The organism is Staphylococcus sp. GW823-FHT05F06, assembly GCF_058795495.1.
On record NZ_JBXAHW010000004.1, the window covers coordinates 117886 to 140772 of the forward strand.

Below are 22887 nucleotides of genomic sequence, written 5' to 3' on the forward strand. Positions count from 1 at the left end.
TGAAAAATATCACATTATATGTCAGTGTCCTCTTGAAAATAGAGCATTTTAGTATTATGCTCAAAATGTAATAAGAATTATTACATCACATTAAAGACTGATATTCATATTTTACAGTCAAATTTATATTTAAGGGGTTTTTATTATGAAAGCAGCAGTATGGTATGGACAAAAGGATGTACGCGTTGAAGATCGCGAACCCAAAGCAATAAAAGACAATGAAGTGCAAGTTAAAGTCTCTTGGGCCGGTATCTGTGGTACTGATTTACATGAATATTTGGAAGGACCTATCTTTATTTCAACTGATCAACCGGACCCACTACTTGGTCAAACTGCACCTGTGACTTTAGGTCATGAATTTTCAGGTGTCGTAGAAAATGTTGGTAAAGACGTATCACGTTTTAAAAAAGGGGATCGTGTGGTAGTTAATCCAACAGTGTCTAAAAGAGAAAAGCCGGAAAATGTTGACTTGTATGATGGTTATTCATTTATAGGACTAGGTTCTGATGGTGCATTTGCCGAGTTTACTAATGCTCCTGAAACAAATGTTTATCATCTACCAGATAATGTTTCAGCACGAGAAGGTGCTCTTGTAGAACCAACAGCCGTTGCTGTCCAAGCAGTTAAAGAAGGCGAATTATTATTCGGTGATACTGTAGCAGTATTTGGCGCTGGGCCAATTGGTTTGTTAACTATTGTTGCAGCAAAAGCTGCTGGTGCAAGTAAAATATTTGTCTTTGACTTATCAGAAGAACGTTTAGCGAAAGCTAAAAGTGTCGGTGCGACTCACGTGTATAACTCAGGTAACGTCGATCCAGTACAAACGGTTTATGAACATACTGACAACGGTGTAGATGTGTCATTTGAAGTTGCTGGTGTAGGTATTACTTTACAACAATCTATTGAAGTAACACGTCCACGTGGTACTGCTGTCATCGTATCAATCTTCGGTCATCCCGTAGAATTCAATCCATTATTACAAATGAATAAAGGTGTCAAGTTAACAACTACAATTGCTTATACACCAACTACATTCCAACAAACAATAGATTTAATCGCTAACGGTAGCTTAAATGTTAAAGACGTCGTAACAGATCAAATTGAATTAGATAATATTGTTGAAAGTGGCTTCAATCAACTTGTAAACGATAAATCTCAAGCTAAAATTTTAGTCCGTTTAAATGGTGACCAAAAATAATTCTAAACAGAATATCGTTCATTTTATACGAAAGGTTGGGACATAATTCCTAGCAAAATAGCCAGTAAATGAGTTTTCATAAATTCATTTACTGGCTTCTTTATTTACAATACTTCGTATTGTTGGCTCGCTTTCTTAGGAGACAGCTTCAGCCTGTAGTCTTTCAGTTTGTTGAATCAATGTATGATACTTTTCTTCAAGTATTGCTCCTTTTTGAAAAAGCAACGCTACATAACCTTTAAATCCATGTATTAGCACAGCATTTTTATTGTTTATCGTATAACAAGGATGCATCCATTTATAATTTTCTTCAAGTTCAGTTTCATTAAAAATTAAATTTCTCAAAAATTTATAACAATCTTGCCATTGGCTTTCTTTAGCTAAAAATTGCTCAACTTGCTCATTTTTTGTTTATTCATTACTACACCTCTTTTAAATAAGCATTACCTTCTTATATTATATATTTGTTTTTTATTGATATTTAATTAAACAATATTAATTGTATTATTACAAAAATTTAGTTTGACTAATGTTTTAACTAGCGTATAATTATATCGTAATATTTTTGTTGATTATTCAACATATACAAAGGAGTATTTATGAAAAATAATAGCAAATCAAAAAGTAATAAGATAAGTCTTTCTCAACTCGTCCTCCTTGGTCTTGGTTCACTAATAGGATCAGGTTGGTTATTTGGAGCGTGGGAGGCATCTTCAATGGCCGGTCCAGCCGCCATTATTTCCTGGGTTATCGGTTTCTTAGTAATTGGAACGATTGCCTATAACTATATTGAAATAGGAACTATGTTCCCTCAATCAGGCGGTATGAGCAACTATGCACAGTATACTCACGGCTCATTACTTGGTTTTATTGCAGCATGGGCGAACTGGGTATCATTAGTAACAATTATTCCCATTGAAGCTGTGTCTGCTGTTCAATATATGAGTTCTTGGCCTTGGGATTGGGCTAAACCAATGGGATCTTTAATGAAAGATGGCTCAATCAGTACTTACGGTTTGATTGCTGTTTACATCATTATTGCAATCTTTTCATTATTAAACTATTGGTCAGTAAAATTATTAACATCATTTACAAGTTTAATTTCAGTATTCAAATTAGGTGTCCCTATTTTAACCATAATTATGTTATTAGTTTCCGGTTTTGATACAGGTAATTATGGACACTCTATCGGTACATTTATGCCTTACGGAAGTGCACCTATTTTTGCTGCAACAACAACATCTGGAATTATCTTCTCATTTAATGCATTCCAGACAATTATTAACATGGGATCAGAGATTAAAAATCCAGAGAAAAACATCGCACGTGGGATTGTTATCTCACTTACATTAAGTGCTATATTATATATAGTTTTACAAAGTACGTTCATTACATCTATGCCAAGCTCAATGTTGCATGAGCATGGATGGAGCGGTATCAATTTCAATTCACCATTTGCAGATATGGCAATTTTATTAGGTCTTAACTGGTTAGCAATATTACTTTATATGGAAGCAGTTGTGTCACCGTTTGGTACTGGGGTTTCTTTTGTTGCCGTTACTGGACGTGTGTTACGCGCTATGGAAGAAAATGGGCATATTCCTAAATTCTTAGGTAAAATTAATAAAAAGTATAATATCCCACGTGTTGCCATTGCATTTAATGCAATTATCAGCATGGTTATGGTGACATTGTTCCGTGACTGGGGTACACTAGCTGCGGTTATTTCTACTGCAACATTAGTTGCATATTTAACTGGTCCAACTACGGTTATTTCATTACGTAAAATGGCACCAAAAATGACTCGTCCATTCAAAGCTAATATTTTAAAATTTATGGCACCTTTATCCTTTGTTTTAGCATCATTAGCTATCTATTGGGCAATGTGGCCAACAACAGCAGAAGTTATTTTAATTATTATTTTAGGTTTACCTATTTATTTCTTCTATGAATATAAAATGAATTGGAAGAATACTAAAAAACAAATTGGCGGAAGCTTATGGATTATTATCTACCTTATTGTTCTCGCATTTTTATCATTTATTGGAAGTAAAGAGTTCAAAGGCTTAAATTGGATTCACTATCCATGGGATTTCTTAGTCATTGTAATCGTTGCTTTAATCTTCTATCAACTAGGTACGACAAGTTACTTTGAAAGTATTTATTTCAAGCGTGCGAACAAGTTGAATAAGAAAATGGGCGATAAGTTGCGTAAAACACGCAAAAAAGCGCGTCATAAAGATTGGAAAGAACGCGATCGACAAGAGCAAAATCAATAAGACGACAGCTTATAGAATATAAAATATTTATAATAAAAGCTTGGGACTATCATTACTGTCTCAAGCTTTTTAATATACCAGTAATTATGAATTAAACTCAAAAATTCATTTAATTCTATCTGATATCATTCGTTAAATATTTAGTTAAACACTTAATATCATTTTTATTTCGTTTGTAAAATTTAATTTTTTAACACATTGTTCAAGTCAATCATCAACAATTCTTTCACTTTGTTACTTGCTCACATTTCATCTAAATATAATTTTTCATGTTATAGTTAAGCTACGACTTTATATGTAAAGGTGTGTTCAAACATGGTTCAAGTCAAGATAGGTAACTGTACCATCAATGGCTTACACAAAAAGAATATTGATGTATTCTTAGGTATCCCGTATGCCAAATCATTCAATAAGATATCTCGATTCCAACATTCAAAGCTTATGGAACTAAGCAAACCAATGATTGATGCAACTCATATTCAATCCATCCCACCACAACCCTACAATTCACTTGAAGACTTTTTTTCGATGACAGATTCATCGTTTAATTCTTTTAAACAAAATGATTATTGCCTGTTTTTAAATATTTGGAAACCATCATCCAATCAAAATCATTTACCTGTAGTGATTTACTTTTATGGTGGTAGTTTTCTTCAAGGACATGGCACAGCTGAACTATATTGTCCTGAACACATAGTAGAACAAGAAAATATAATAGTAGTTACTTTTAATTATCGCTTAGGTGCACTCGGCTACCTAGATTGGTCTTATTTTAATCAACATTTGAACTATAATAATGGGATTTCTGATCAAATTAACGTTTTAAGATGGGTACATCAATATATCGAACATTTTGGCGGTGATTCAAATAACGTGACACTAATGGGTCAATCTGCAGGTAGTATGAGTATCATGACATTAATGCAAATGCCCGAACTTGATGATTATTATCATAAAGTGATGTTATTAAGTGGAACGTTAACTACTGATACACCACTCAATGCACATACTAAAGTACAACATTTTTCACAACTCATGAGACATTATTTTCCTAATAAAACACTTAAGACACTTACCAGTGATGACATTTTATATCTAATGGAGTCTCAAAAAATAGAGCGTGGAAGATCTCGTGGACTTGATTTGATTTATCAACCTATTAAAGATCATCATATGTCACGATCCATTAAAAAATTTCCCAAACCGACATTCATGAGTTATACACACGATGAAGGTGATATTTATATTGAAGACGCAACACGCACCTTACCTTCTGAACGTTTTATTCACTTGATGTCTCAATATGGTACACACGTCGAAAAAAATGATGCCCTCACAATGAAACAACAAAGAAATTTAATAACAGAGTATTGTTTTGTTCGTCCGATTTATCTATTTTTAAATAAAATGAATAGTTGCGACACTTGGCTAGCACGTTTTGATTGGCACCAACCCCATACCTCCTACTTTAAAAGTGCATATCATATATTGGATTTAGTATTTTGGTTTGGTCACCTCTCTATTTTGACTAAAAATCATTATTCTATAACTCAACATGATATGAATTTAAGTCGTAACATGATATCTGACTTAGCTTATTTTGCCCGAAAAGGTAAGATGCCATGGAAATGTTATGAACCTCAACATCAAGCGTTACATATCTATAGATAAAGACTGGAAAAGGCACTGATAGCATACACAAATCTAATATCATAAAGATACTTCTATGTGCTATCGTGCACACCTTTTCCAGTCATAAATTTTTAGCATAATGTCTATTTTTTAAAGTGAATACAATGATAAGACTAATTAAACCTATCAATGCACTAGTATAAGTAACATATTCCACTGATAAATGTGTCATAACGAGTCCACCTACGATTTCGCCAACGCCAATACCGGCATTGAGACTCGACATATTCCAACTCATCACTTGGCTTGTATCTCCTTCGACGTGTTCAATAATACCGCTTTGAATAGCTGGATTTGTACTCCACTGCATTAAATTCCACATAAATAAGCCAACTAATAATAATCCTGTTCCTGGTAATAATAAGTTAAGAATTATCATCATTATTATAAATATTGAAATCGAAATTATTAACCAACGCTTACTAGTAAACTTATCAGATAAAACACCGCCTAATGAAGTACCAATCACACCTGCTACACCATTAACAAGTAGTGCTAAAGACACAAAAGACATTTCATGTCCATTGGATAAAATTAATGGATTAATAAACACGAATGTTACAGAATTAGCAACCAGCACTAAAAATGTAATCATCAGATATTTAAAAACCTCACGAGGTCTTATGACGCTTGAGCCAGTTTGTGATTCAATACTAGATGAACGAGGTGTTTGATTTGGATGTGACAATTCATCTTCTTTTGGTAGATATATTAACATTAAAACACCAACAAATACACTTACAATAATAATGAATAAAAATGTAAATCGCCATCCTACCCAGTCGCCAATCACTGTACCGATGGGAACACCAAAGACATTCGCTCCACTAAAACCTGTATAAACAATACCAATCATTTTACCTCTGTTTTTTGCTGATGTGAGCATCGCTGTGAGTGCTAAAACTTTCACAATAATGAGTGAAGCTGCGGCAGAAGATAAAATACGTCCTACAACTATTATTCCAAAATGTGGCGCAATGGCAATCATACCATTCCCGAAGATAAAGACAATTAACGTCCATAATAATACTGATCGCGAAGAAAACCGATGAGTCAACTTCACTAATAACGGACCACATATCGCAAAGGTAAGCGCGTACAACGTTACCAGTTGCCCAACCACCGCTTCAGAAACATGAAGATCTTGACTCATTAAATTCATAATACCTGCAACCATCATCTCAACCATACCTACGATGAAAACACTTAATATAAATGTTGTTGTGCGTGCGACAGTCATAACAACTAGATGCCCCTTTCAAAGTAATAACGTAACTATTGATTTTGACTAAAATAAAACAGCTACAAACTTATCATTGTTTATAACTGTTTTATTATATAATATTTAAAGCTGTACTGTGTAGGTTAACAACTATATTTAACTACTTTGTCTTGTGCGTTGCGTTCTAGCAATGAGTTGATGACGAGCATTAAAGAATTGACCGTAACTCATATACGTTGCAATGAGTGCAGACATAATCGTCGCTGTTGTATGAATAAACACGACAAGCAATTGAAATTTAATTGCTTGAAGTGGGTCAACGCCTCCGATAATCAATCCTGTCATCATACCTGGAATTGAAACTAGACCATATGTTTTTACAGAATCAATTGTAGGAACAATCGCTAAGCGTATACTTTCTCTAATAGATGATTTTGATGCGAGCTTAGGTGTCGCTGCTAACGTAAGTTTGGATTCAATATCAGAAACATCTTGAACAAATGCTTTTTCTAAATTCTGATAAGCGAGATTAATCGCGATTAAACCATTATTAGCTAACATACCTCCAATTGGAATCACTTCATTCGCTGTAAATTTAATTGCACCTGTAGCAACAGTTGCTGCCAATGGTAGCGCTGTTCCCACAAATATAGCCACAAATGATATCCAAAAAACATGATGCATGACAGGTGAAGCACGACTTATTGTATTCCAAGATGCATTGATAATAATGACTAACACACATAGCACTAATAACCATTTTTCATTAATTTCGAAAATATAATGTAATAAAAAGCCTAAAATCAATAGTTGTATGGTTGCTCTAATTGTAGCAATAACTAAATCTTTGATAATATGTAATCCTTCTTTATAAGAAATAAAGATAGGGATTAGTAATAAAAGTGCTGTCAGACAAAGTGCTGTATTACTCATTACCATTCAACTCCTCATCACTCGATATCTTACCGTCAGTAATTGTGATTCTACGCTTAAAATGACGCATACTTTGGTCATCACTATGCGTAATCCACAAAATGGCAATCCCTTTATCTGCTAGTTTAAATATAATTTCTTCAATTTTCTTTTTATTATGTGTATCTAAAGCGCTAGTAGCTTCGTCTAATAATAAAACTTCAGGTTCATACATGAGTTGTCTAGCGATGGTAATACGTTGTTGCTCTCCTCCAGACATGTGCTCAATTTGAGCATCTAACTGATAATTACCTAATCCTACTTGAGAGATGAGTTGTTTCGCTTTATCACGGTCAAAAGCTTCACTTCTAGCCTCAGCAGGAAATTTCATATTATCTTCAATTGTATAACCGATTAACTCACTTTGTTGCATTAAATAACTCACACGTGTTCTTATCTCTTCCGGCTTATAATTAAAGTAAGATTGATCATTCAAATATAAATCTCCACTCGTGGGACTAATTAAATGATTCAATTGTTTGAGTAAAGTACTCTTACCGCTTCCAGAAGGTCCTACAATAGCAATCGTGTCTCCTTTATTAATATTCAAATTAATATCATCTAAAATCGTACGATTATCAACCTTGTATGTAAGATGTTCAACCTTAAGTAGCAATTTAAACACATCCTTATATCGACATTACTAAACTCTATTCCCTATTTTGACTATTTTAATATTATTAAATTTAAGTTTGTACCTGTTAAATTATTGTACTCAATCACTCACTTATATTATAGATGTATACATACTTATAAATGCAACCACACTTAAAATCATATGCACTAGTATAGCAACTGCTAAATTTTCACCACTAGAATACTTATTATCTGAACTAGTTTATTTGCGGTTGTTAGGTTCTAATATGAAGTAATAGTTTACTTAAACGCAATCGTATAAGTAGCAGTACTGTTTAAAATGCTATTAAATTTGTAATCATATGCAAAGCAATGGGTACTGCTAAATTACGGTGGCTAAAATGGTAACCTATAACAAATACGACTGCTGCAATAAAGTAAGGTCCTGCTTCAAATGGTGAAACTGCATCAGTACAATGAAAATATGTAAATCCCACTATTGACACAATATACATCAAACCATAAGTTAATTTTTTACCTAGTTCATGAATGATTAAATGACGAAATAAAAGTTCTTCAATGATTGGTGTAAAAATAACAATATCTATAAATAGTATGGGTGTTATCCACTTTCAAACTTTTCTTCTTAAAAGTTGGTATACTTACATAAAATTTCTATAAAAAGGATACATTGCAAAATCACTTGAAATATATAAGCGACAATTAAATTATCCCGCGATTTAATATATAGTATTGTAGCTGCTGAAGCAATAACGATATATGGAAAAATTTCAAAAATCGATGCCATGTCGTAAACATGTACGATCGTTTCAATAACAATAGACAAACCAATTACAAATTGTCTATTCCATACTTTTCCTAATTCATGGATGATGAGATATCTATAAATGATTTGTTCTACCATTGGACGTAAGAATACCATGGATATAAAAGTAACTAACAACACATATGGTGATTTAAATAGCCCTAGCGTACGTTGTTCGTATTGCGTGAGATGATAACTTAAATGATTAGGTAATGATGTTCCAATCACCCGAATTATAAGTAATAATAAATATACGACAATCGCAACTATTACAATTTTAATTATTTTATTCTTTGCAACTATCCATTGTTGCTTCATCACATCATTTATTACAGATTGATGCATTTTATAAAAGATAACTAATATTAGACCTTGAGCAATCACAAAACTTAAACTCAATGAACAATGATACAACCATTGTGGTGGTGCCTGTTGTGTTATCATGGCAGTGATGCCTAATGAGCCGAAAACAACAATGATTGGTACGATACTTTGTAATAAAATATAAGCTGGTATTAATATAAAATTTCTTTTTAAAACTGTCCTACTGTCTGATAAATGATGCGGTCGACCTTGTTTCTCTGAAGATTGTTTAATATCCATATTGTCCCTCTTCTCGCATAAAACATTTATTTTCATCTTAATATAGCCGTACAATAATTTTAATGTTTTTCTATTAGACTTTCATTGTAAAACGCATACATTGTTGTATCATAATATTGAAAACGTTTTTAGGGGGTATTGTTTATGTCAGTTTTAACTGTCATGCAATTCATAGTCAATATTATCATCATGATTGTGTTATTAACGATTATGATTCTTGGGGTTATTTGGTTATTTAAAGACAAAGGTCAAAATCAACACAGTGTACTAAGAAATTTTCCTGTTTTGGGTCGAATCCGTTATATTTCTGAAAAAATCGGTCCGGAATTAAGACAATATTTCTTCGCTAACGATAATGAAGGAAAACCTTTTTCACGAAGTGATTATAAAAACATCGTTTTAGCTGGAAAATATAAATCAAGAATGACCAGTTTTGGTACAGGGAAAGATTACTTAGAGGGATTTTATATTCAAAATACGATGTTCCCACTTCAAGCAACTGAATTACATATCGATCATACTGAATTCATTTCTACATTCTTATATCATATTGAGAATGAGCGCCTATTTAGTAGAGAAGAATACAGAAAAAGCGCTCAGGTTGATCCGTTTTTCTTAACTGATGAACATGCAGTAGTATTGGGCTCTAACCTTAAGCATCCCTTTAAAATCAAACGCTTAGTTGGTCAATCTGGGATGAGTTATGGCGCTTTAGGTAAAAATGCAATTACTGCACTGTCAATGGGGTTAGCTAAAGCTGGTACATGGATGAATACAGGTGAAGGTGGATTATCTGAATATCATTTGAAAGGTAATGGTGACATCATCTATCAAATTGGTCCAGGACTCTTTGGGGTAAGAGATCATGATGGCAATTTTAATAGAGACATGTTTATCAATCTTGTCGAACACAATAATGTACGCGCATTTGAAATTAAGTTAGCTCAAGGTGCTAAAACACGTGGTGGACATATGGAGGGAAACAAAGTCACAGAAGAGATTGCACGCATTAGAAATGTGAAACCATATGAAACTATTAATTCACCTAATCGTTTTGATTTTATTAAAAATCCAACAGATTTACTGAATTTCGTTAATCATTTACAATCGATAGGTCAAAAACCTGTCGGCTTCAAAATTGTTGTCAGTAAAGTTGAAGAAATAGAGGCGTTAGTTAAAACAATGGTAGAGATAGACACCTATCCAAGCTTTATTACTGTTGATGGTGGTGAAGGTGGTACAGGCGCTACCTTCCAAGAGCTTGAAGATGGTGTTGGTTTACCGTTATTTACAGCAATTCCTATCGTTTCAAGTATGTTAGAAAAGTATGGCATAAGAAACAAGGTTAAAATTTTTGCGTCCGGTAAATTAGTGACTCCAGATAAAATCGCAATTGCATTAGGATTAGGTGCGGATCTCGTCAATATTGCTAGAGGTATGATGATAAGTGTAGGATGCATCATGAGCCAACAATGTCATTTAAATACATGTCCAGTTGGAGTAGCAACAACCGATCCTAAAAAAGAAAAGGGACTTATTGTTGATGAAAAACAATACCGTGTTACAAATTATGTTACAAGTTTGCATGAAGGTTTATTTAACATCGCTGCAGCTGTAGGCGTTCATAGTCCAACGGAGATTACTTCCGACCATATTATCTATAGACAATTAGATGGCACTACAACGTCAATTCAGGATTATAAACTTAAATTAATTTCTTAAATCACAACATCGAAAATGAGCGAGACAGAATGCTGTCTCGCTCATTTTCAATTTAATTATCTTCATTCATTTTACTTTTATCTTTTAAACCATTACGTTTGAGTTGTTTAACAACCCTATCCACACTCACATGGTCACCTTTTTTGGCATCTGATGATATGAAACCTAAATTTTTCTTAAGCTGATCTATATCCGCATCTTTATAATCAATATCGATATGTTCGATGGCCTTTCGCTCTTTATAATCTGTTTTATATGTAACCCCGTCTATCCCTTTGAATGCTTGTTCATCATTTTTAAACATTTGTTTAGCTTCATCTTTATCGATGCCTAAATCATCATATTTAATTGTTGCTATAGTAGATTGTTTGAGAACTTCATCATCTTTGTATGTCAAAGATGTAATCACTTGCTTTCCGTTGACTTCGCCTTCATAAGTTTTTGTGCGTTCTTTCCCACATGCCGAAAGAGATACAGCACTTATAACTAATACTACTAAAAGCGATATGACTTTTTTCATAGTAGTCGCCTTCTCTCATCTTTAATCATGTTAATTATATCATCTTTAATTTGAATATGTTACTTATATGAAGATAAATATCTTTTTATTTCGAAAATTTAAACATCTATAAACATGGTATTCAGAATTTCACTACTTAGAATGTTATACTACTCTTAAAGACTTATTAATGGAGGAATGACTATGCCAGAATCTAAAGCGTTACTTAAATCTTTAACAGATGTTAATGGTATTTCTGGACATGAAATGCAAGTTAAATCTTTAATGAAAGATTATTTAACACCTGTGAGCGATGATATCGTTGAAGACCAATTAGGTGGTATTTTTGGTAAAAAGAATGCTACTCATGGAACTAAATCTTTAATGATTTCTGGCCATTTAGATGAAATTGGCTTTATCGTTACACAAATTGATGAACAAGGATACATTTATTTCACGCCAATTGGTGGATGGTGGAATCAAGTCATGTTATCTCAAAAAGTGACGATTACTACTGAAAGTGGCAAAGAGATACGTGGAATTATTGGTTCTAAACCTCCACACGCCCTCTCGCCGGAAGAACGCAAAAAACCAGTTGATATTAAAAATATGTACATCGATATTGGTGTGCCTAATAAAGAAGAAGCGAAAGAAGCGGGAATCGAATTAGGTAATATGATTACACCTTATAGCGAATTTGAATCTTTAGCGAATGATAAATACTTAACTGCTAAAGCTTTTGATAATCGCTATGGATGTGCACTCGCTGTTGAAGTACTTCAACAACTAAAAGATGAAAACATAGACATCAATTTATATGCCGGTGCAACTGTACAAGAAGAAGTAGGTTTACGTGGTGCTAAAGTTGCAGCAAATTTGATTAAACCTGATTTAGCAATTGCGGTGGACGTCGGGGTTGCATACGATGTTCCAGGTATGACGAGTGAAAAAAATGAAGGTAAGTTGGGCGATGGTCCATTAGCAATATTAATGGATGCTACTAGTATCGCTCACGATGGTTTGCGCAAACATATTAAAGACGTTGCTGAGCATCATAATATTCCAGTACAGTGGGCAACAACACCTGGTGGTGGTACAGATGCAGGTAGCATTCATGTAGCCAATGAAGGTATCCCAACGATTACAATCGGCGTACCATTAAGATATATGCACTCTAATGTATCTGTGCTCAACATTGATGATTATACAAATTCAGTGCGCTTAATTACTGAGATTGTTCGATCATTAAATGATGACAGTTATCAAGCACTTATGTGGTAAATGAAGGAGGCGTATCATGTTTTCTACTGGTAATAAAGCTAAAAAGACTATATTTGGAGCTATGACTTGTTCAAAATGTGGTAAGACACTCAATAATGATGAAAATATTACCATCAAAATCAATACTAAAGAATTAAAAGGTTATACTCACTTATCAAGTTGGGCTGATGCACAGTATAAATTGTGTGAAAACTGCTCAGAATAAGCATTACCAGAGCACAAATGAATTAAGTTAACATTCATATGAGAATTTACTACCACATCTCAATAACAAAAATTAAATTTATTTCATTGATTACCTGACAATATATTAAAACATGCCTGAGACAAGAAATGATGTCTTAGGCATGCATTATTTTCTATAATTTTATTTAGTAGAGTTTTTCCAACTTTCATCACTTAACATTTCTCCAGGCCATGTATAAGCCATAACGCCACCATCTATACGAATAGTTTCACCAGTTATAAATGAACTATCATCGGAAGCTAAAAATGCTACAAGTTTCCCGACTTCATCCGGTGTTCCTAGTCGACCTAATGGTGTTACCCATTTTTGATTTTCTCGGAATGTTTGTCCGGCTTCTTCATCTGATGTACCTGCTAAATTATCAACAAGTGGTGTTTCGATTGTTCCAGGTGCTATGGCATTAGCACGAATATTTTCACGTCCGTATTCTATAGCGATAGATTTTGTGAAATTAATGACACCGCCCTTTGCAGCATTATACCCTGAACGGTATAAATCCGCAGCTTGTCCAGAGAATGAAGCTGTATTAATAATAGAACCACCTTGTTTCATCATTAAAGGTAATAAAAATTTAGTTACTAAAAACGTTCCTCTCATATCAACAGCCATAATTTTATCAAACACTTCAACTGGATACTCATGAATACGTCCGGCGCCATTATCTACACCCGCATTATTAAAAATAACATCTACATGTCCAAATTCTTGTGCTATTTTTTCTGAGAATTGTTTGACTTGTTTATCATCTGAAATGTCTACGCGATATGCAGTTGCTTTCCCACCATTATCATTAATAGACTGCACAGTTTCTTCTAATTGATCTGATATATCAAGCGCTAACACATGTGCTCCTTCTTTTGCTAACGCCACGGCTGATGCTTGTCCAATACCAGTACTCGCACCAGTAATCACTGCGATTTTGTTTTCTAAACGTTCCATCCAAACTCACTCTCCTATCACTTGTACATACTTAATATAATTAAGTATCATGTTAGTTTTTAGTTTTCCACGATGTGAATCACCTTAAACAGTGATAAGAATAAGACGGAAAACCTATTATTTTTTAGGGAGTCAATACACTTCCGAAAACCACTTAACTTCTAATATTAATTTTTAAATATAATTACTTATCAATCATCTTAAATATTTCAGAAAAATTAACTGTAAGTTCTTTTCAATTTATCTATATCATGTACAATAAAATTAAATAGGGATTATTTTAAACGCATTGTTTCAATTATAGGAGGCAAACATGGAAGAAAGAATTGGTTTGATAGACATTGGTTCCAACACGATTCGACTTGTTATATTTGGCTACAATAAAAAAACTGGGCTCAATGAAATACTGAATATAAAGACACCTGCACGATTAAGTCAATATCTCACTAAGTCCAATGAAATGAATGATGAAGGTATTCATGTTTTAAAAGAAACATTAAGCAGTTTTAGAAAAGTTGCGGATAAATTTAACGTTGATGCATTATATCCCATCGCAACAGCTGCTATCCGTCAATCAAAAAATCGTGAAGCTATCATTAAAGAAATTAAACAAGATATTCATATAGAAATTCAAATTGTACCTGAAGAAGATGAAGCATTTTACGGTTACTATGCGATTACACATACTACTGATATTGAAAATGGAATTTCTGTCGATATCGGTGGCGGTTCTACCGAAGTTACCCTTTTCAAAGACAAACAACTTAAAGAGGCTCATAGCTTTCCATTCGGCGTGGTATCACTTAAGCGTCAGTTTTTTGGTGATAAAGCACACAATGACAAAACAGCCATTAAAAATATGGAACAGTTTTTACGTGAGCAATTTAGTCAGCTAGACTGGCTATCCAATCAACATATTGCACTTGTAGGAGTAGGTGGTTCTGCACGTAATGTTGCACGCATTCATCAATCAGCGCATGCATACCCAATCGGTGGCGTTCATAACTATACGATGACTTCGAAAGATATTAACAATGTTTATGATCTAATCCGTAAAAGTTCTCGCGATGAACTTACAAATTTAGACGGTTTAAGTCGCGATCGCGTCGATATTATTCTGCCGGCTATCTCCGTCTTTAAAACACTTTTCAAAAAAATTGACGCCACACAATTCACCTTCTCAAGAAAAGGAATTCGTGAAGGATTTATTATGAACCACATCAGCAAACGATATCCTGATGAGTTTAATAAAAGTAACGTACGTAAAGATGCATTACGTCATTTAGCGAATGAATATCATATTGAAGAAACGAGTGCTAATCGTCGTGTGAAATTAGCTCAATCCTTATTGAATCAAATTATAAGTGAACGATCACTTAATATTTCAGCAATGGAAAAAGAATTATTTATTGAAGGTGCCTACATTTATTACCTAGGTAGTTTCATTGATTCAGACTCAAGTTCACCAAATACGTATTACTTAATCGCAAATTCAATGATTAACGGCTTTTCGCATAAAGATCGTGTGAAATTAGCTTTGTTAGCTAGTTTTAAAAACAAATCTTTACTTAAATTTTATTGCAAAGAAACACAGTGGTTTAGTAATAAAGAAATAGATACAATACAAGCTTTAGGGGGGATTATTAAATTTGCAAACACCTTGAATATCTCACATACTAGTTTTGTAGAGGAAGTTAAACTAAAAGCAAAGAAAGATGACAAATACGATTTATTAGTTTATTACAAAGGTTCACCTATTGCAGAAGAATACCAAGCAAATCGTCAGAAAAAGCATATTGAAAAAATATTAAAAGGTAAGGTTTCTATTATATTTACAAAATCTTAAAATTATTATGATATTTTAGATTGGTGCATAATAAAGATAAATTAATGAGGTGTATGTATAGTATGCAAACTCGATTGGGAGAAAAAGATATTAATTTACCGCAGTATTACAACAATAGGGAGTTAAGTTGGCTAGATTTTAACTATAGGGTATTACAAGAATCATATGATAAAAATAATCCGTTGCTTGAAAAACTTAATTTTATTTCTATCTTCAGTTCAAATTTAGATGAATTCTTTATGGTTCGAGTGGCTGGGTTAAAAGACCAAGTCAAAATGGGATATGACAAACCTGAAAATAAAGCACAAATGACGCCTCAAGAACAACTTGATGCTATTAAAATTAAAAATACAGACTATGTGAACACTCAATATCAACGTTATAACGAATTAATTAAAGAATTAGCCAATTACGATATTGAGATGGTAAAACCTGAAGACTTATCAGATGCATTGATAGAAAAATTAGAAAAAGAGTTCAAGTTAAGTGTCCTGCCGACACTCACTCCGTTAGGCATTGATGCGTATCATCCATTTCCAAAGTTAAATAATAAAAGTTTAAATATTTTTGTTGATATCGATACGGAAGATGCCATTAATTCAGCTATCGTTCAAATTCCTTCATTAATTCCACGCTTTTTAACTTTAAATGAGGGTACAAAACAATACGTTGTCATGGTAGAAGATGTGATTACGTATTTCATCAATTATTTATTTACAGGATACGAAGTACTAAATACTTTTACTTTCCGAATCACACGTAATGCAGATTTAACCATTCATGAAGATGGCGCTGAGGACTTGCTTATAGAAATTGAACGTTTCTTAAAAGAACGTAAGAGTGGTTCGGCTGTACGTTTAGAATTAGATTGTCGCACTTCTGAAAAAGAGAACGTAGAATGGTTAATCGATCAATTAGAAATTGAAGATAATGATATTTATTATTTAGATGGTCCACTTGATTTAACATTCTTATTTGGATTGGTTGATCATCTATCTCATAAGCTCAAATATTTAACGTATGAGAAATATACCCCTCAACCACCTAGATCATTAGGCAACAAGAATATCTATCAATTATCATTAGAAAGAGATATATTCTTCCACCATCCGTATGAATCATTTGAACCAATAGTTGACTTTATTCGACAAGCAGCAGATGACCCAAATACAATCGCTATCAAACAAACCTTGTATCGAGTGAGTAAGGATTCGCCGATTATTAACAGCTTAAAAGAAGCCGCTGAAAACGGCAAGCAAGTAACGGTGCTCGTAGAATTAAAAGCACGCTTTGATGAAGAAAATAACGTACATTGGGCACGTATGTTAGAAGATGCTGGCTGTCACGTTATTTATGGTATGACACATCTAAAAACGCATAGTAAAATTGCGCTAGTCGTTAAACGCATCAACAATAAACTTACGTCATTTGTTCATTTAGGCACAGGTAACTATAACGATAAAACTGCTAAATTATACACAGATATGGGTATCATCACGACAAATAAAGATATCGCTGAGGATGCAATTAACTTCTTTAATTACTTGAGTGGTTACTCAACAAAACCAGAATACAATAAATTGATTGTAGCACCATACGATATTCGAGACGTCTTCATTGATCGTATCGATAAAGAAATACGTAGTCATTTACAACATGGTAACGGTAAAATTATGATGAAAATGAACTCTTTAACCGATAAAACGATTATCGAAAAGCTCTTCGAAGCATCCCAAGCAGGCGTTAAAATACAACTCATCATTCGTGGTATATGTTGTCTTAAACCAGGCATTCCAGGTATTAGCGAAAATATAGAGGTTGTTAGTATTGTGGGTCGTTTGCTTGAACATTCACGTATTTACTACTTCCATAATAATGGTGAGGCGCATATTTATTTATCTTCAGCTGACGTTATGACACGTAATATGATTAAACGTGTCGAAATATTATTCCCTGTTGAAGATAAATCAATAGGACAACGATTAGTTAACTATATGAATTTACAATTATCTGACAACCAAAAAGGTCGTTACCAAGATGCACAAGGCGTTTATCATTATGTCGAAAACAATTCATCTCCTTTAAACTCTCAATCTTACTTGATGCAAGAAGCAATTAAGTATGGAGAAGAACTAAAAAAACAATCGGTACAACCTTCTGGACAACCCGTTCATTCTAGACGTGGTGGTAGTTGGATACGAAAATTAAAAAGTACATTTAAAAGATAAACTCACCTTGACAATTGTATTTTATATGAAATGAACACGAAATTAATAAATATCTTTTTATAAATATACAACTTGTTATTCTTTATAATAATTAAGAGGTACAGAACACATCACTTTAACTCAACATTTTGTGAGTATAAAAGGTCGTGCTTGTACCTCTTTTTTATCTATGATGATTTATAGGATTGTGGGTGTGCATACCACTCTTTTAAAAATGTATATAAAACATCACTATATTGAGCTAATTCCTTTGCTTTTATTTTCTCATCTACACTATGTGCCTCTTCTAAACTACCTGGGCCATATAATATCGTGGGAATGCCAAAATGTGCTGTCCAACCTCCATCAGTTACAGTTGTACTCATACCATGTTCAAGCTTTTTATTATGAATATGTTCATGTGCTTCTTCTAATTGCTTAAAACCTGGATGATGTGTCGGAACAGTGAAACTTGGGAAGATTTCTCCTTTATCCTCAATCATGGATGTACCACCCCATTCAAATTCAAGTGGATTCTCTCTGAGCCATACATCTGCTTCTGCAACCTTATTTAAATATTGCTCTATTTCATTAACTACAGATTCATAACTTTCGTTCGGTAAGTAATGAACAGTAATCCATAATCGACATTCATCTGCAATAAATGCAGGGTGACGTCCACCTTCTATGACAGCTGGGTTAATTGTATTCGCACCTGGAGGCATTCCAGGGCTCTTCTTCATGACAGCCCAATGCCTTTCAAGTTCATTAAGCGATTGAATCACCTTTGTCATTTTTTCAATGGCACTTGCACCAAACAAGCCCCCACCAGCATGTATCGTTTGACTACGCGCACCATCATGTATTGTATTTTTACTTTTAACTGTAATCCATCCGGTAATCACGCCACCTTGCCCAAGTGCTTGATTCTCACTCGTATCTAAGACAAGGGCTAAGTCACCTTTAGGTCCTATTTCACATGCACGTTTAGTTCCTGCTTCACCTACTTCTTCACCGACTACTGATTGAACAATAATATCACCTTCTGGACGTTGCCCCTCTTGATGTAATTGCTCCAAGACGTAGAATAATGAAGACATACCACCTTTCATATCGCTAACGCCACGACCGTATAACCATTCTTCTTTGTTGGTAAGTTTAAAAGGTGGATACTGCCAATATTGATCGTCATCTACAGAAGCTACATCAACATGTCCATTCAATATCAGTTTTGGCGCTTTAGGATTGTGCCCTTTTAAGGTAGCTACTATCACACTATCATTGTCGTATAACTGTTCTCTCTGTATTGAAAAATCCAGTTGTTTAAGTAACGTTTCGATTTCATCTTGCAATGGATCTGTATTACGTCCAGGTGGACTTTCAGTATTAAATCTCACTAGCATATCTAAAATTTCAAATTGACGTTTATCCAATTGATATCCCATCCTTTGTGTAAAGTGGTTGAATTCAAACGTAACAATTTAAGTGTAACATGAAACAAAAATGCTATTTTAAATAGAGAAATGTCATCATTTAAACAGGTCTTATCGTTACTTCATTAACATTAACGTGACTAGGTTGTGTTAAAGCATATACTACAGCATCAGCAATATTCTGTGCTTCAAGTTTTTTGCGTTCCCCAAAATCAGTACCTTCCGTCATAGGGGTATCAACCATTCCTGGTGAAATACTAGTCACTTTAACACCTGTACGTGCTAATTCTTTTTCAAGAGACTGTGTGATTGCATGTATTGCTGCTTTTGTTGCACCATAAACGGCGTTCGTCTTTGTTGGTTCAAATCCTGATACTGATGCAAGATTGATGATATGCCCACTAGATTGTTTTAACAAATAAGGCAATGTTGCTTGTAAAACATGGAGTGTACCTTTAATATTTACATCTATCATAGTATCCCACTGCTCAACATTATAGTCTGTAATTTTAGATGATAAACTTTGACCTGCGCTATTCACAACAATATCGATATGACCAAAATGGTCTATTACAGCTTTTAACATATCATCTATGTTCGATTTTACAGTGACATCTGCTGAAACAACTTTAGTCGGGGTATTTAATTGCTGGGCTATTTCGTTTAAACGTTGTTCGTTACGACCAACCAGAACTATTGATGCACCTTGTTGACTTAACTTTTTGGCAATCGACTCTCCTATACCGCTACTCGCACCTGTAACGACTGCAACTTTCTCTTTAACTTTTGCCATACATCATTACTCCTTATCATAGAATTATTTTGAACATCTTTATCATAACGTTTTGTTAGAGAATAGGACATTAATGTGATTTAGAAATCAACTTTAAACAAAAGAATCAAACATATATTTAGTCATTTTCATTATAAAGAAAACATAGTAACTAAAGAATAAAAGTCAAACTTTAGGAGAAACAGTAATGTCGTTTTATGAACGGGTATTAAAACTAGGTGAAAATAATCATCGTACTGCTTTTGAATTTCGTTTTGAAGAGTTATTTTCAAATGAATAATGGTGCGCATTATCGCTAGCAGAACGTCAGAAACAAGAAAAAGCATTTTGATGCGAAGTGAACAAGCGAGAGTATATACGTATGACATTTTCACGTGAAAACGATGCTAAAAATAAGTTGTTTAATATTATTTATGCTTACAATGCCGTAAAAAACTTTAAACAGGCTGAAGACTCTAGAAATCCTAGAGGTCGAAACGTTTAATAATTATCAAGACAGGTTGCATTGTGATGACTAAAATATGTTGAGAAATAAAATATTTGATGGAATCATTGGATATTTTGTGTGAGAAAATATGACACATTAAAATTAATGTAAATCATCGTTGAATCACAGATCAAAAATGAAGACCATAACTCACAGGGGTAGTAAGTTACGGTCTCCTAACACATTAATTTAGATTTTAGGGGTATATAGAGTGTCAATTTTGCCCTCAATTACTCTTTGAGAGCAAGCGAGTTCAACATTGTGGGAGTTCGTTAAAAATCAACTTGTAACGAGGGCTTTGCGCTCTAAACTATAATAATATAATCTTTCAGCATCAATATACGGGATAGAATCAATCGTCAAATATCCATCTTTAATGTCTCCAACCAACCCTTGGTTAACGCCTGTGTTTACATAGATGTCATAACTACTTACATCGGAGAAGATTAATTCTTCTATAGCATTTCTCATAGTCATCACCTCAATAATTTACTCTTTCCTTACACTTCATATATTACATCATTTTATGTAAATTAAAAGCATTTTGTGATACATTTCACAAAAGTATCACTTATTTGTTTATAAAGAAAAATAATTATCTAAGAATTTAGCTACTTCTTTTTAATTCTGTAAATCTTTATTCCACTCTGGCTCTTTCATATCTACGCCTCCTTATTATTTATCTGTAATATATATTTATTATATTAAATAAAACAAAAAAACAGAGGACTACACACCTCTGTTAAAATAATTCTAATTGGCTATATTTATCATTATTATTTATTTCAATAATTTCTATCTGATTAGCAATTCTAGTAATTATTGGTACAACCAAAGCATTTCCCATACAAAAGAATCTCATTCTATCCGGCATTGTATCAGTCCAATTATCCGGGAATCCATTCAGTCTTTCTGCTTCTATCGGAGTCAGTGTTCTATAGGTATCATTAACCTTTAATAGATGGCTACTTCTATTTACAGAAGCTTCACTAGTTAACATGGTTCTTGCAGGCAAGTCTAAAGAATCAGTTTCAGACATTCCTCCTTCTGAAAAGTAATATTCATGACCATCCTTAGATGTTCTTTTAATTTTTTTTGGACCTCTTAAATACTTAAACTTATTTATTTGATCTATGTTCAATTCATAATTATCAGTTACTTCACCTTGAATAACATCTTTTAGTGGAGTGGGTTTTTCATATTTAGGTATAGTATCAATGGTAAGTATTTCTCCATTTCTCATTACTCCACTATTAAAAAAACCGAAACTAAAATTATTAGAAATTTCTACTATATCATTATCAATTTTTATATTATTTATTCTTTCTTTATTAGGTACTTTTTCTACTGGAAACCCTGAAGCGAACAATCCTTCATCATAAATAATATTCTCTAAGCTAAATTTACTCATTTTTCTACCATATTCAAGATCTTTTTTGTAACCAAAAATAAATACTCGTCTTCGTCTTTGCGCATTTCCATAGTCAGCAGCATTAATCACTCTCCATTCAACTGAATATCCCAATTCATTCAGAGTTGATAACATTACTGCAAAATCTCTTCCTCTTTGTCTTGAAGGTGATTTTAATAACCTATCTACATTTTCTAATAATAAATATTTTGGATAAGTATTTTGAATAAATCTTATAATTTCCCAAAATAACACGCCTTTTTTTCCTTGTATACCTAGTTCTCCACTAAGACTTCTAGCTACAGAGTAGTCTTGGCAGGGAAATCCACCTACTATCATGTCAGCTCTCGTATTAGCCATTTCTTCATTACTTATTGTTGCTATATCTTGATTAATATGTACACCGTTTTTAAACCTTTTATTATAACAATCAAAGGCATGTTGTACTTTCCTTGAAGGTTCCCATTGATTAGCCCAAGTAATTTCAAACATTTTATTTTTTGTTCTCTCTAAACCTAAACGAAATCCACCTACCCCTGCAAATAATTCTGCTACTTTTAAATTATTCAATTGGCAACCTCCTCACTTTTGAATATCAATAATTATACCATAAAACCGAACGATCGTTCTACTTAAAAGATAACAAAATTAATT

General features: G+C 33.3%; 18 protein-coding genes and 3 pseudogenes. 9 read left to right on the plus strand and 12 right to left on the minus strand.

Annotated features, from left to right (window positions below):
* Window positions 1–145: 145 nt before the first annotated feature.
* Window positions 146–1198: a 2,3-butanediol dehydrogenase gene (locus tag AC1Q7N_RS04195; RefSeq protein WP_002438246.1), complete on the plus strand. Its 1053-nt coding sequence runs from the start codon at window positions 146–148 to the stop codon at window positions 1196–1198.
* A 150-nt stretch (window positions 1199–1348) separates the two neighbouring features.
* Here the strand turns inward: AC1Q7N_RS04195 and AC1Q7N_RS04200 are convergent.
* Window positions 1349–1603, minus strand: a pseudogene (locus AC1Q7N_RS04200) (DUF1801 domain-containing protein); the annotation flags it as partial.
* 194 nt (window positions 1604–1797) lie between these two features.
* Here AC1Q7N_RS04200 and AC1Q7N_RS04205 point away from each other — a divergent pair.
* Both AC1Q7N_RS04205 and AC1Q7N_RS04210 read left to right on the plus strand, forming a co-directional pair.
* Window positions 1798–3477, plus strand: a complete 1680-nt coding sequence (locus AC1Q7N_RS04205; RefSeq protein WP_002438244.1) for an APC family permease — start codon at window positions 1798–1800, stop codon at window positions 3475–3477.
* Between the two features lie 315 nt (window positions 3478–3792).
* On the plus strand, window positions 3793–5148 hold the full coding sequence (locus tag AC1Q7N_RS04210) for a carboxylesterase family protein (protein ID WP_002470191.1): 1356 nt from the start codon (window positions 3793–3795) through the stop codon (window positions 5146–5148).
* A gap of 82 nt (window positions 5149–5230) precedes the next feature.
* On the opposite strand, the gene AC1Q7N_RS04215 is transcribed toward AC1Q7N_RS04210, so the two are convergent.
* From AC1Q7N_RS04215 to lnsB, 5 genes and pseudogenes are all read right to left on the minus strand, one after another.
* The gene (locus AC1Q7N_RS04215) at window positions 5231–6409 is read right to left on the minus strand and encodes an MFS transporter (protein WP_492712833.1); all 1179 of its coding nucleotides are present in this window, start codon (window positions 6407–6409) and stop codon (window positions 5231–5233) included.
* Between the two features lie 138 nt (window positions 6410–6547).
* Window positions 6548–7324: an ABC transporter permease gene (locus AC1Q7N_RS04220; protein WP_002469550.1), complete on the minus strand. Its 777-nt coding sequence runs from the start codon at window positions 7322–7324 to the stop codon at window positions 6548–6550.
* Window positions 7317–7979, minus strand: coding sequence for an ABC transporter ATP-binding protein (locus AC1Q7N_RS04225; protein ID WP_001831406.1), 663 nt, complete (start codon window positions 7977–7979; stop codon window positions 7317–7319). Before AC1Q7N_RS04225 ends, AC1Q7N_RS04220 begins: the two co-directional genes overlap by 8 nt.
* Before the next feature lie 295 nt (window positions 7980–8274).
* Window positions 8275–8568 (minus strand): annotated as a pseudogene (locus tag AC1Q7N_RS04230) (CPBP family intramembrane glutamic endopeptidase); the annotation flags it as partial.
* A 17-nt stretch (window positions 8569–8585) separates the two neighbouring features.
* On the minus strand, window positions 8586–9368 hold the full coding sequence (gene lnsB / locus AC1Q7N_RS04235; protein ID WP_002500573.1) for a CPBP family lipoprotein N-acylation protein LnsB: 783 nt from the start codon (window positions 9366–9368) through the stop codon (window positions 8586–8588).
* A 144-nt stretch (window positions 9369–9512) separates the two neighbouring features.
* Between lnsB and AC1Q7N_RS04240 the strand changes: the two genes are divergently transcribed.
* The gene (locus tag AC1Q7N_RS04240) at window positions 9513–11090 is read left to right on the plus strand and encodes an FMN-binding glutamate synthase family protein (RefSeq protein WP_002500574.1); all 1578 of its coding nucleotides are present in this window, start codon (window positions 9513–9515) and stop codon (window positions 11088–11090) included.
* A gap of 52 nt (window positions 11091–11142) precedes the next feature.
* On the opposite strand, the gene AC1Q7N_RS04245 is transcribed toward AC1Q7N_RS04240, so the two are convergent.
* Window positions 11143–11610, minus strand: coding sequence for a YehR family lipoprotein (locus AC1Q7N_RS04245; protein ID WP_002500575.1), 468 nt, complete (start codon window positions 11608–11610; stop codon window positions 11143–11145).
* 183 nt (window positions 11611–11793) lie between these two features.
* Here AC1Q7N_RS04245 and AC1Q7N_RS04250 point away from each other — a divergent pair, with 183 nt between their 5' ends.
* The gene (locus AC1Q7N_RS04250; RefSeq protein ID WP_002500576.1) at window positions 11794–12870 is read left to right on the plus strand and encodes a M42 family metallopeptidase; all 1077 of its coding nucleotides are present in this window, start codon (window positions 11794–11796) and stop codon (window positions 12868–12870) included.
* Between the two features lie 16 nt (window positions 12871–12886).
* Window positions 12887–13075 carry a hypothetical protein gene (locus tag AC1Q7N_RS04255; RefSeq protein ID WP_002456665.1) on the plus strand — a complete coding sequence of 63 codons (189 nt, stop codon included), beginning with the start codon at window positions 12887–12889 and terminating at the stop codon, window positions 13073–13075.
* Window positions 13076–13237: 162 nt separating this feature from the next.
* Here AC1Q7N_RS04255 and AC1Q7N_RS04260 read toward each other — a convergent pair whose 3' ends face one another.
* The gene (locus AC1Q7N_RS04260; RefSeq protein WP_001831606.1) at window positions 13238–14056 is read right to left on the minus strand and encodes an SDR family oxidoreductase; all 819 of its coding nucleotides are present in this window, start codon (window positions 14054–14056) and stop codon (window positions 13238–13240) included.
* A 313-nt stretch (window positions 14057–14369) separates the two neighbouring features.
* Between AC1Q7N_RS04260 and ppx the strand changes: the two genes are divergently transcribed.
* Together ppx and AC1Q7N_RS04270 are read left to right on the plus strand one after the other, a co-directional pair.
* On the plus strand, window positions 14370–15902 hold the full coding sequence (gene ppx / locus AC1Q7N_RS04265; protein WP_002489160.1) for an exopolyphosphatase: 1533 nt from the start codon (window positions 14370–14372) through the stop codon (window positions 15900–15902).
* 62 nt (window positions 15903–15964) lie between these two features.
* Window positions 15965–18130 carry an RNA degradosome polyphosphate kinase gene (locus AC1Q7N_RS04270; RefSeq protein ID WP_047500621.1) on the plus strand — a complete coding sequence of 722 codons (2166 nt, stop codon included), beginning with the start codon at window positions 15965–15967 and terminating at the stop codon, window positions 18128–18130.
* Between the two features lie 167 nt (window positions 18131–18297).
* On the opposite strand, the gene AC1Q7N_RS04275 is transcribed toward AC1Q7N_RS04270, so the two are convergent.
* Together AC1Q7N_RS04275 and AC1Q7N_RS04280 are read right to left on the minus strand one after the other, a co-directional pair.
* Window positions 18298–19554, minus strand: coding sequence for an acetylornithine deacetylase (locus AC1Q7N_RS04275; protein ID WP_080296709.1), 1257 nt, complete (start codon window positions 19552–19554; stop codon window positions 18298–18300).
* 88 nt (window positions 19555–19642) lie between these two features.
* Window positions 19643–20335 carry an SDR family oxidoreductase gene (locus AC1Q7N_RS04280; RefSeq protein ID WP_001831420.1) on the minus strand — a complete coding sequence of 231 codons (693 nt, stop codon included), beginning with the start codon at window positions 20333–20335 and terminating at the stop codon, window positions 19643–19645.
* 187 nt (window positions 20336–20522) lie between these two features.
* On the opposite strand from AC1Q7N_RS04280, the pseudogene AC1Q7N_RS04285 reads away from it, so the two are divergent.
* Window positions 20523–20819, plus strand: a pseudogene (locus AC1Q7N_RS04285) (DUF1413 domain-containing protein).
* Window positions 20820–21101: 282 nt separating this feature from the next.
* Here AC1Q7N_RS04285 and AC1Q7N_RS04290 read toward each other — a convergent pair.
* Complete coding sequence (locus AC1Q7N_RS04290) at window positions 21102–21293, minus strand: hypothetical protein (RefSeq protein WP_001831457.1); 192 nt, start codon at window positions 21291–21293, stop codon at window positions 21102–21104.
* Window positions 21294–21564: 271 nt separating this feature from the next.
* Window positions 21565–22803 carry a DNA (cytosine-5-)-methyltransferase gene (gene dcm / locus AC1Q7N_RS04295; RefSeq protein ID WP_021298778.1) on the minus strand — a complete coding sequence of 413 codons (1239 nt, stop codon included), beginning with the start codon at window positions 22801–22803 and terminating at the stop codon, window positions 21565–21567.
* Between the last annotated feature and the right edge of the window lie 84 nt (window positions 22804–22887).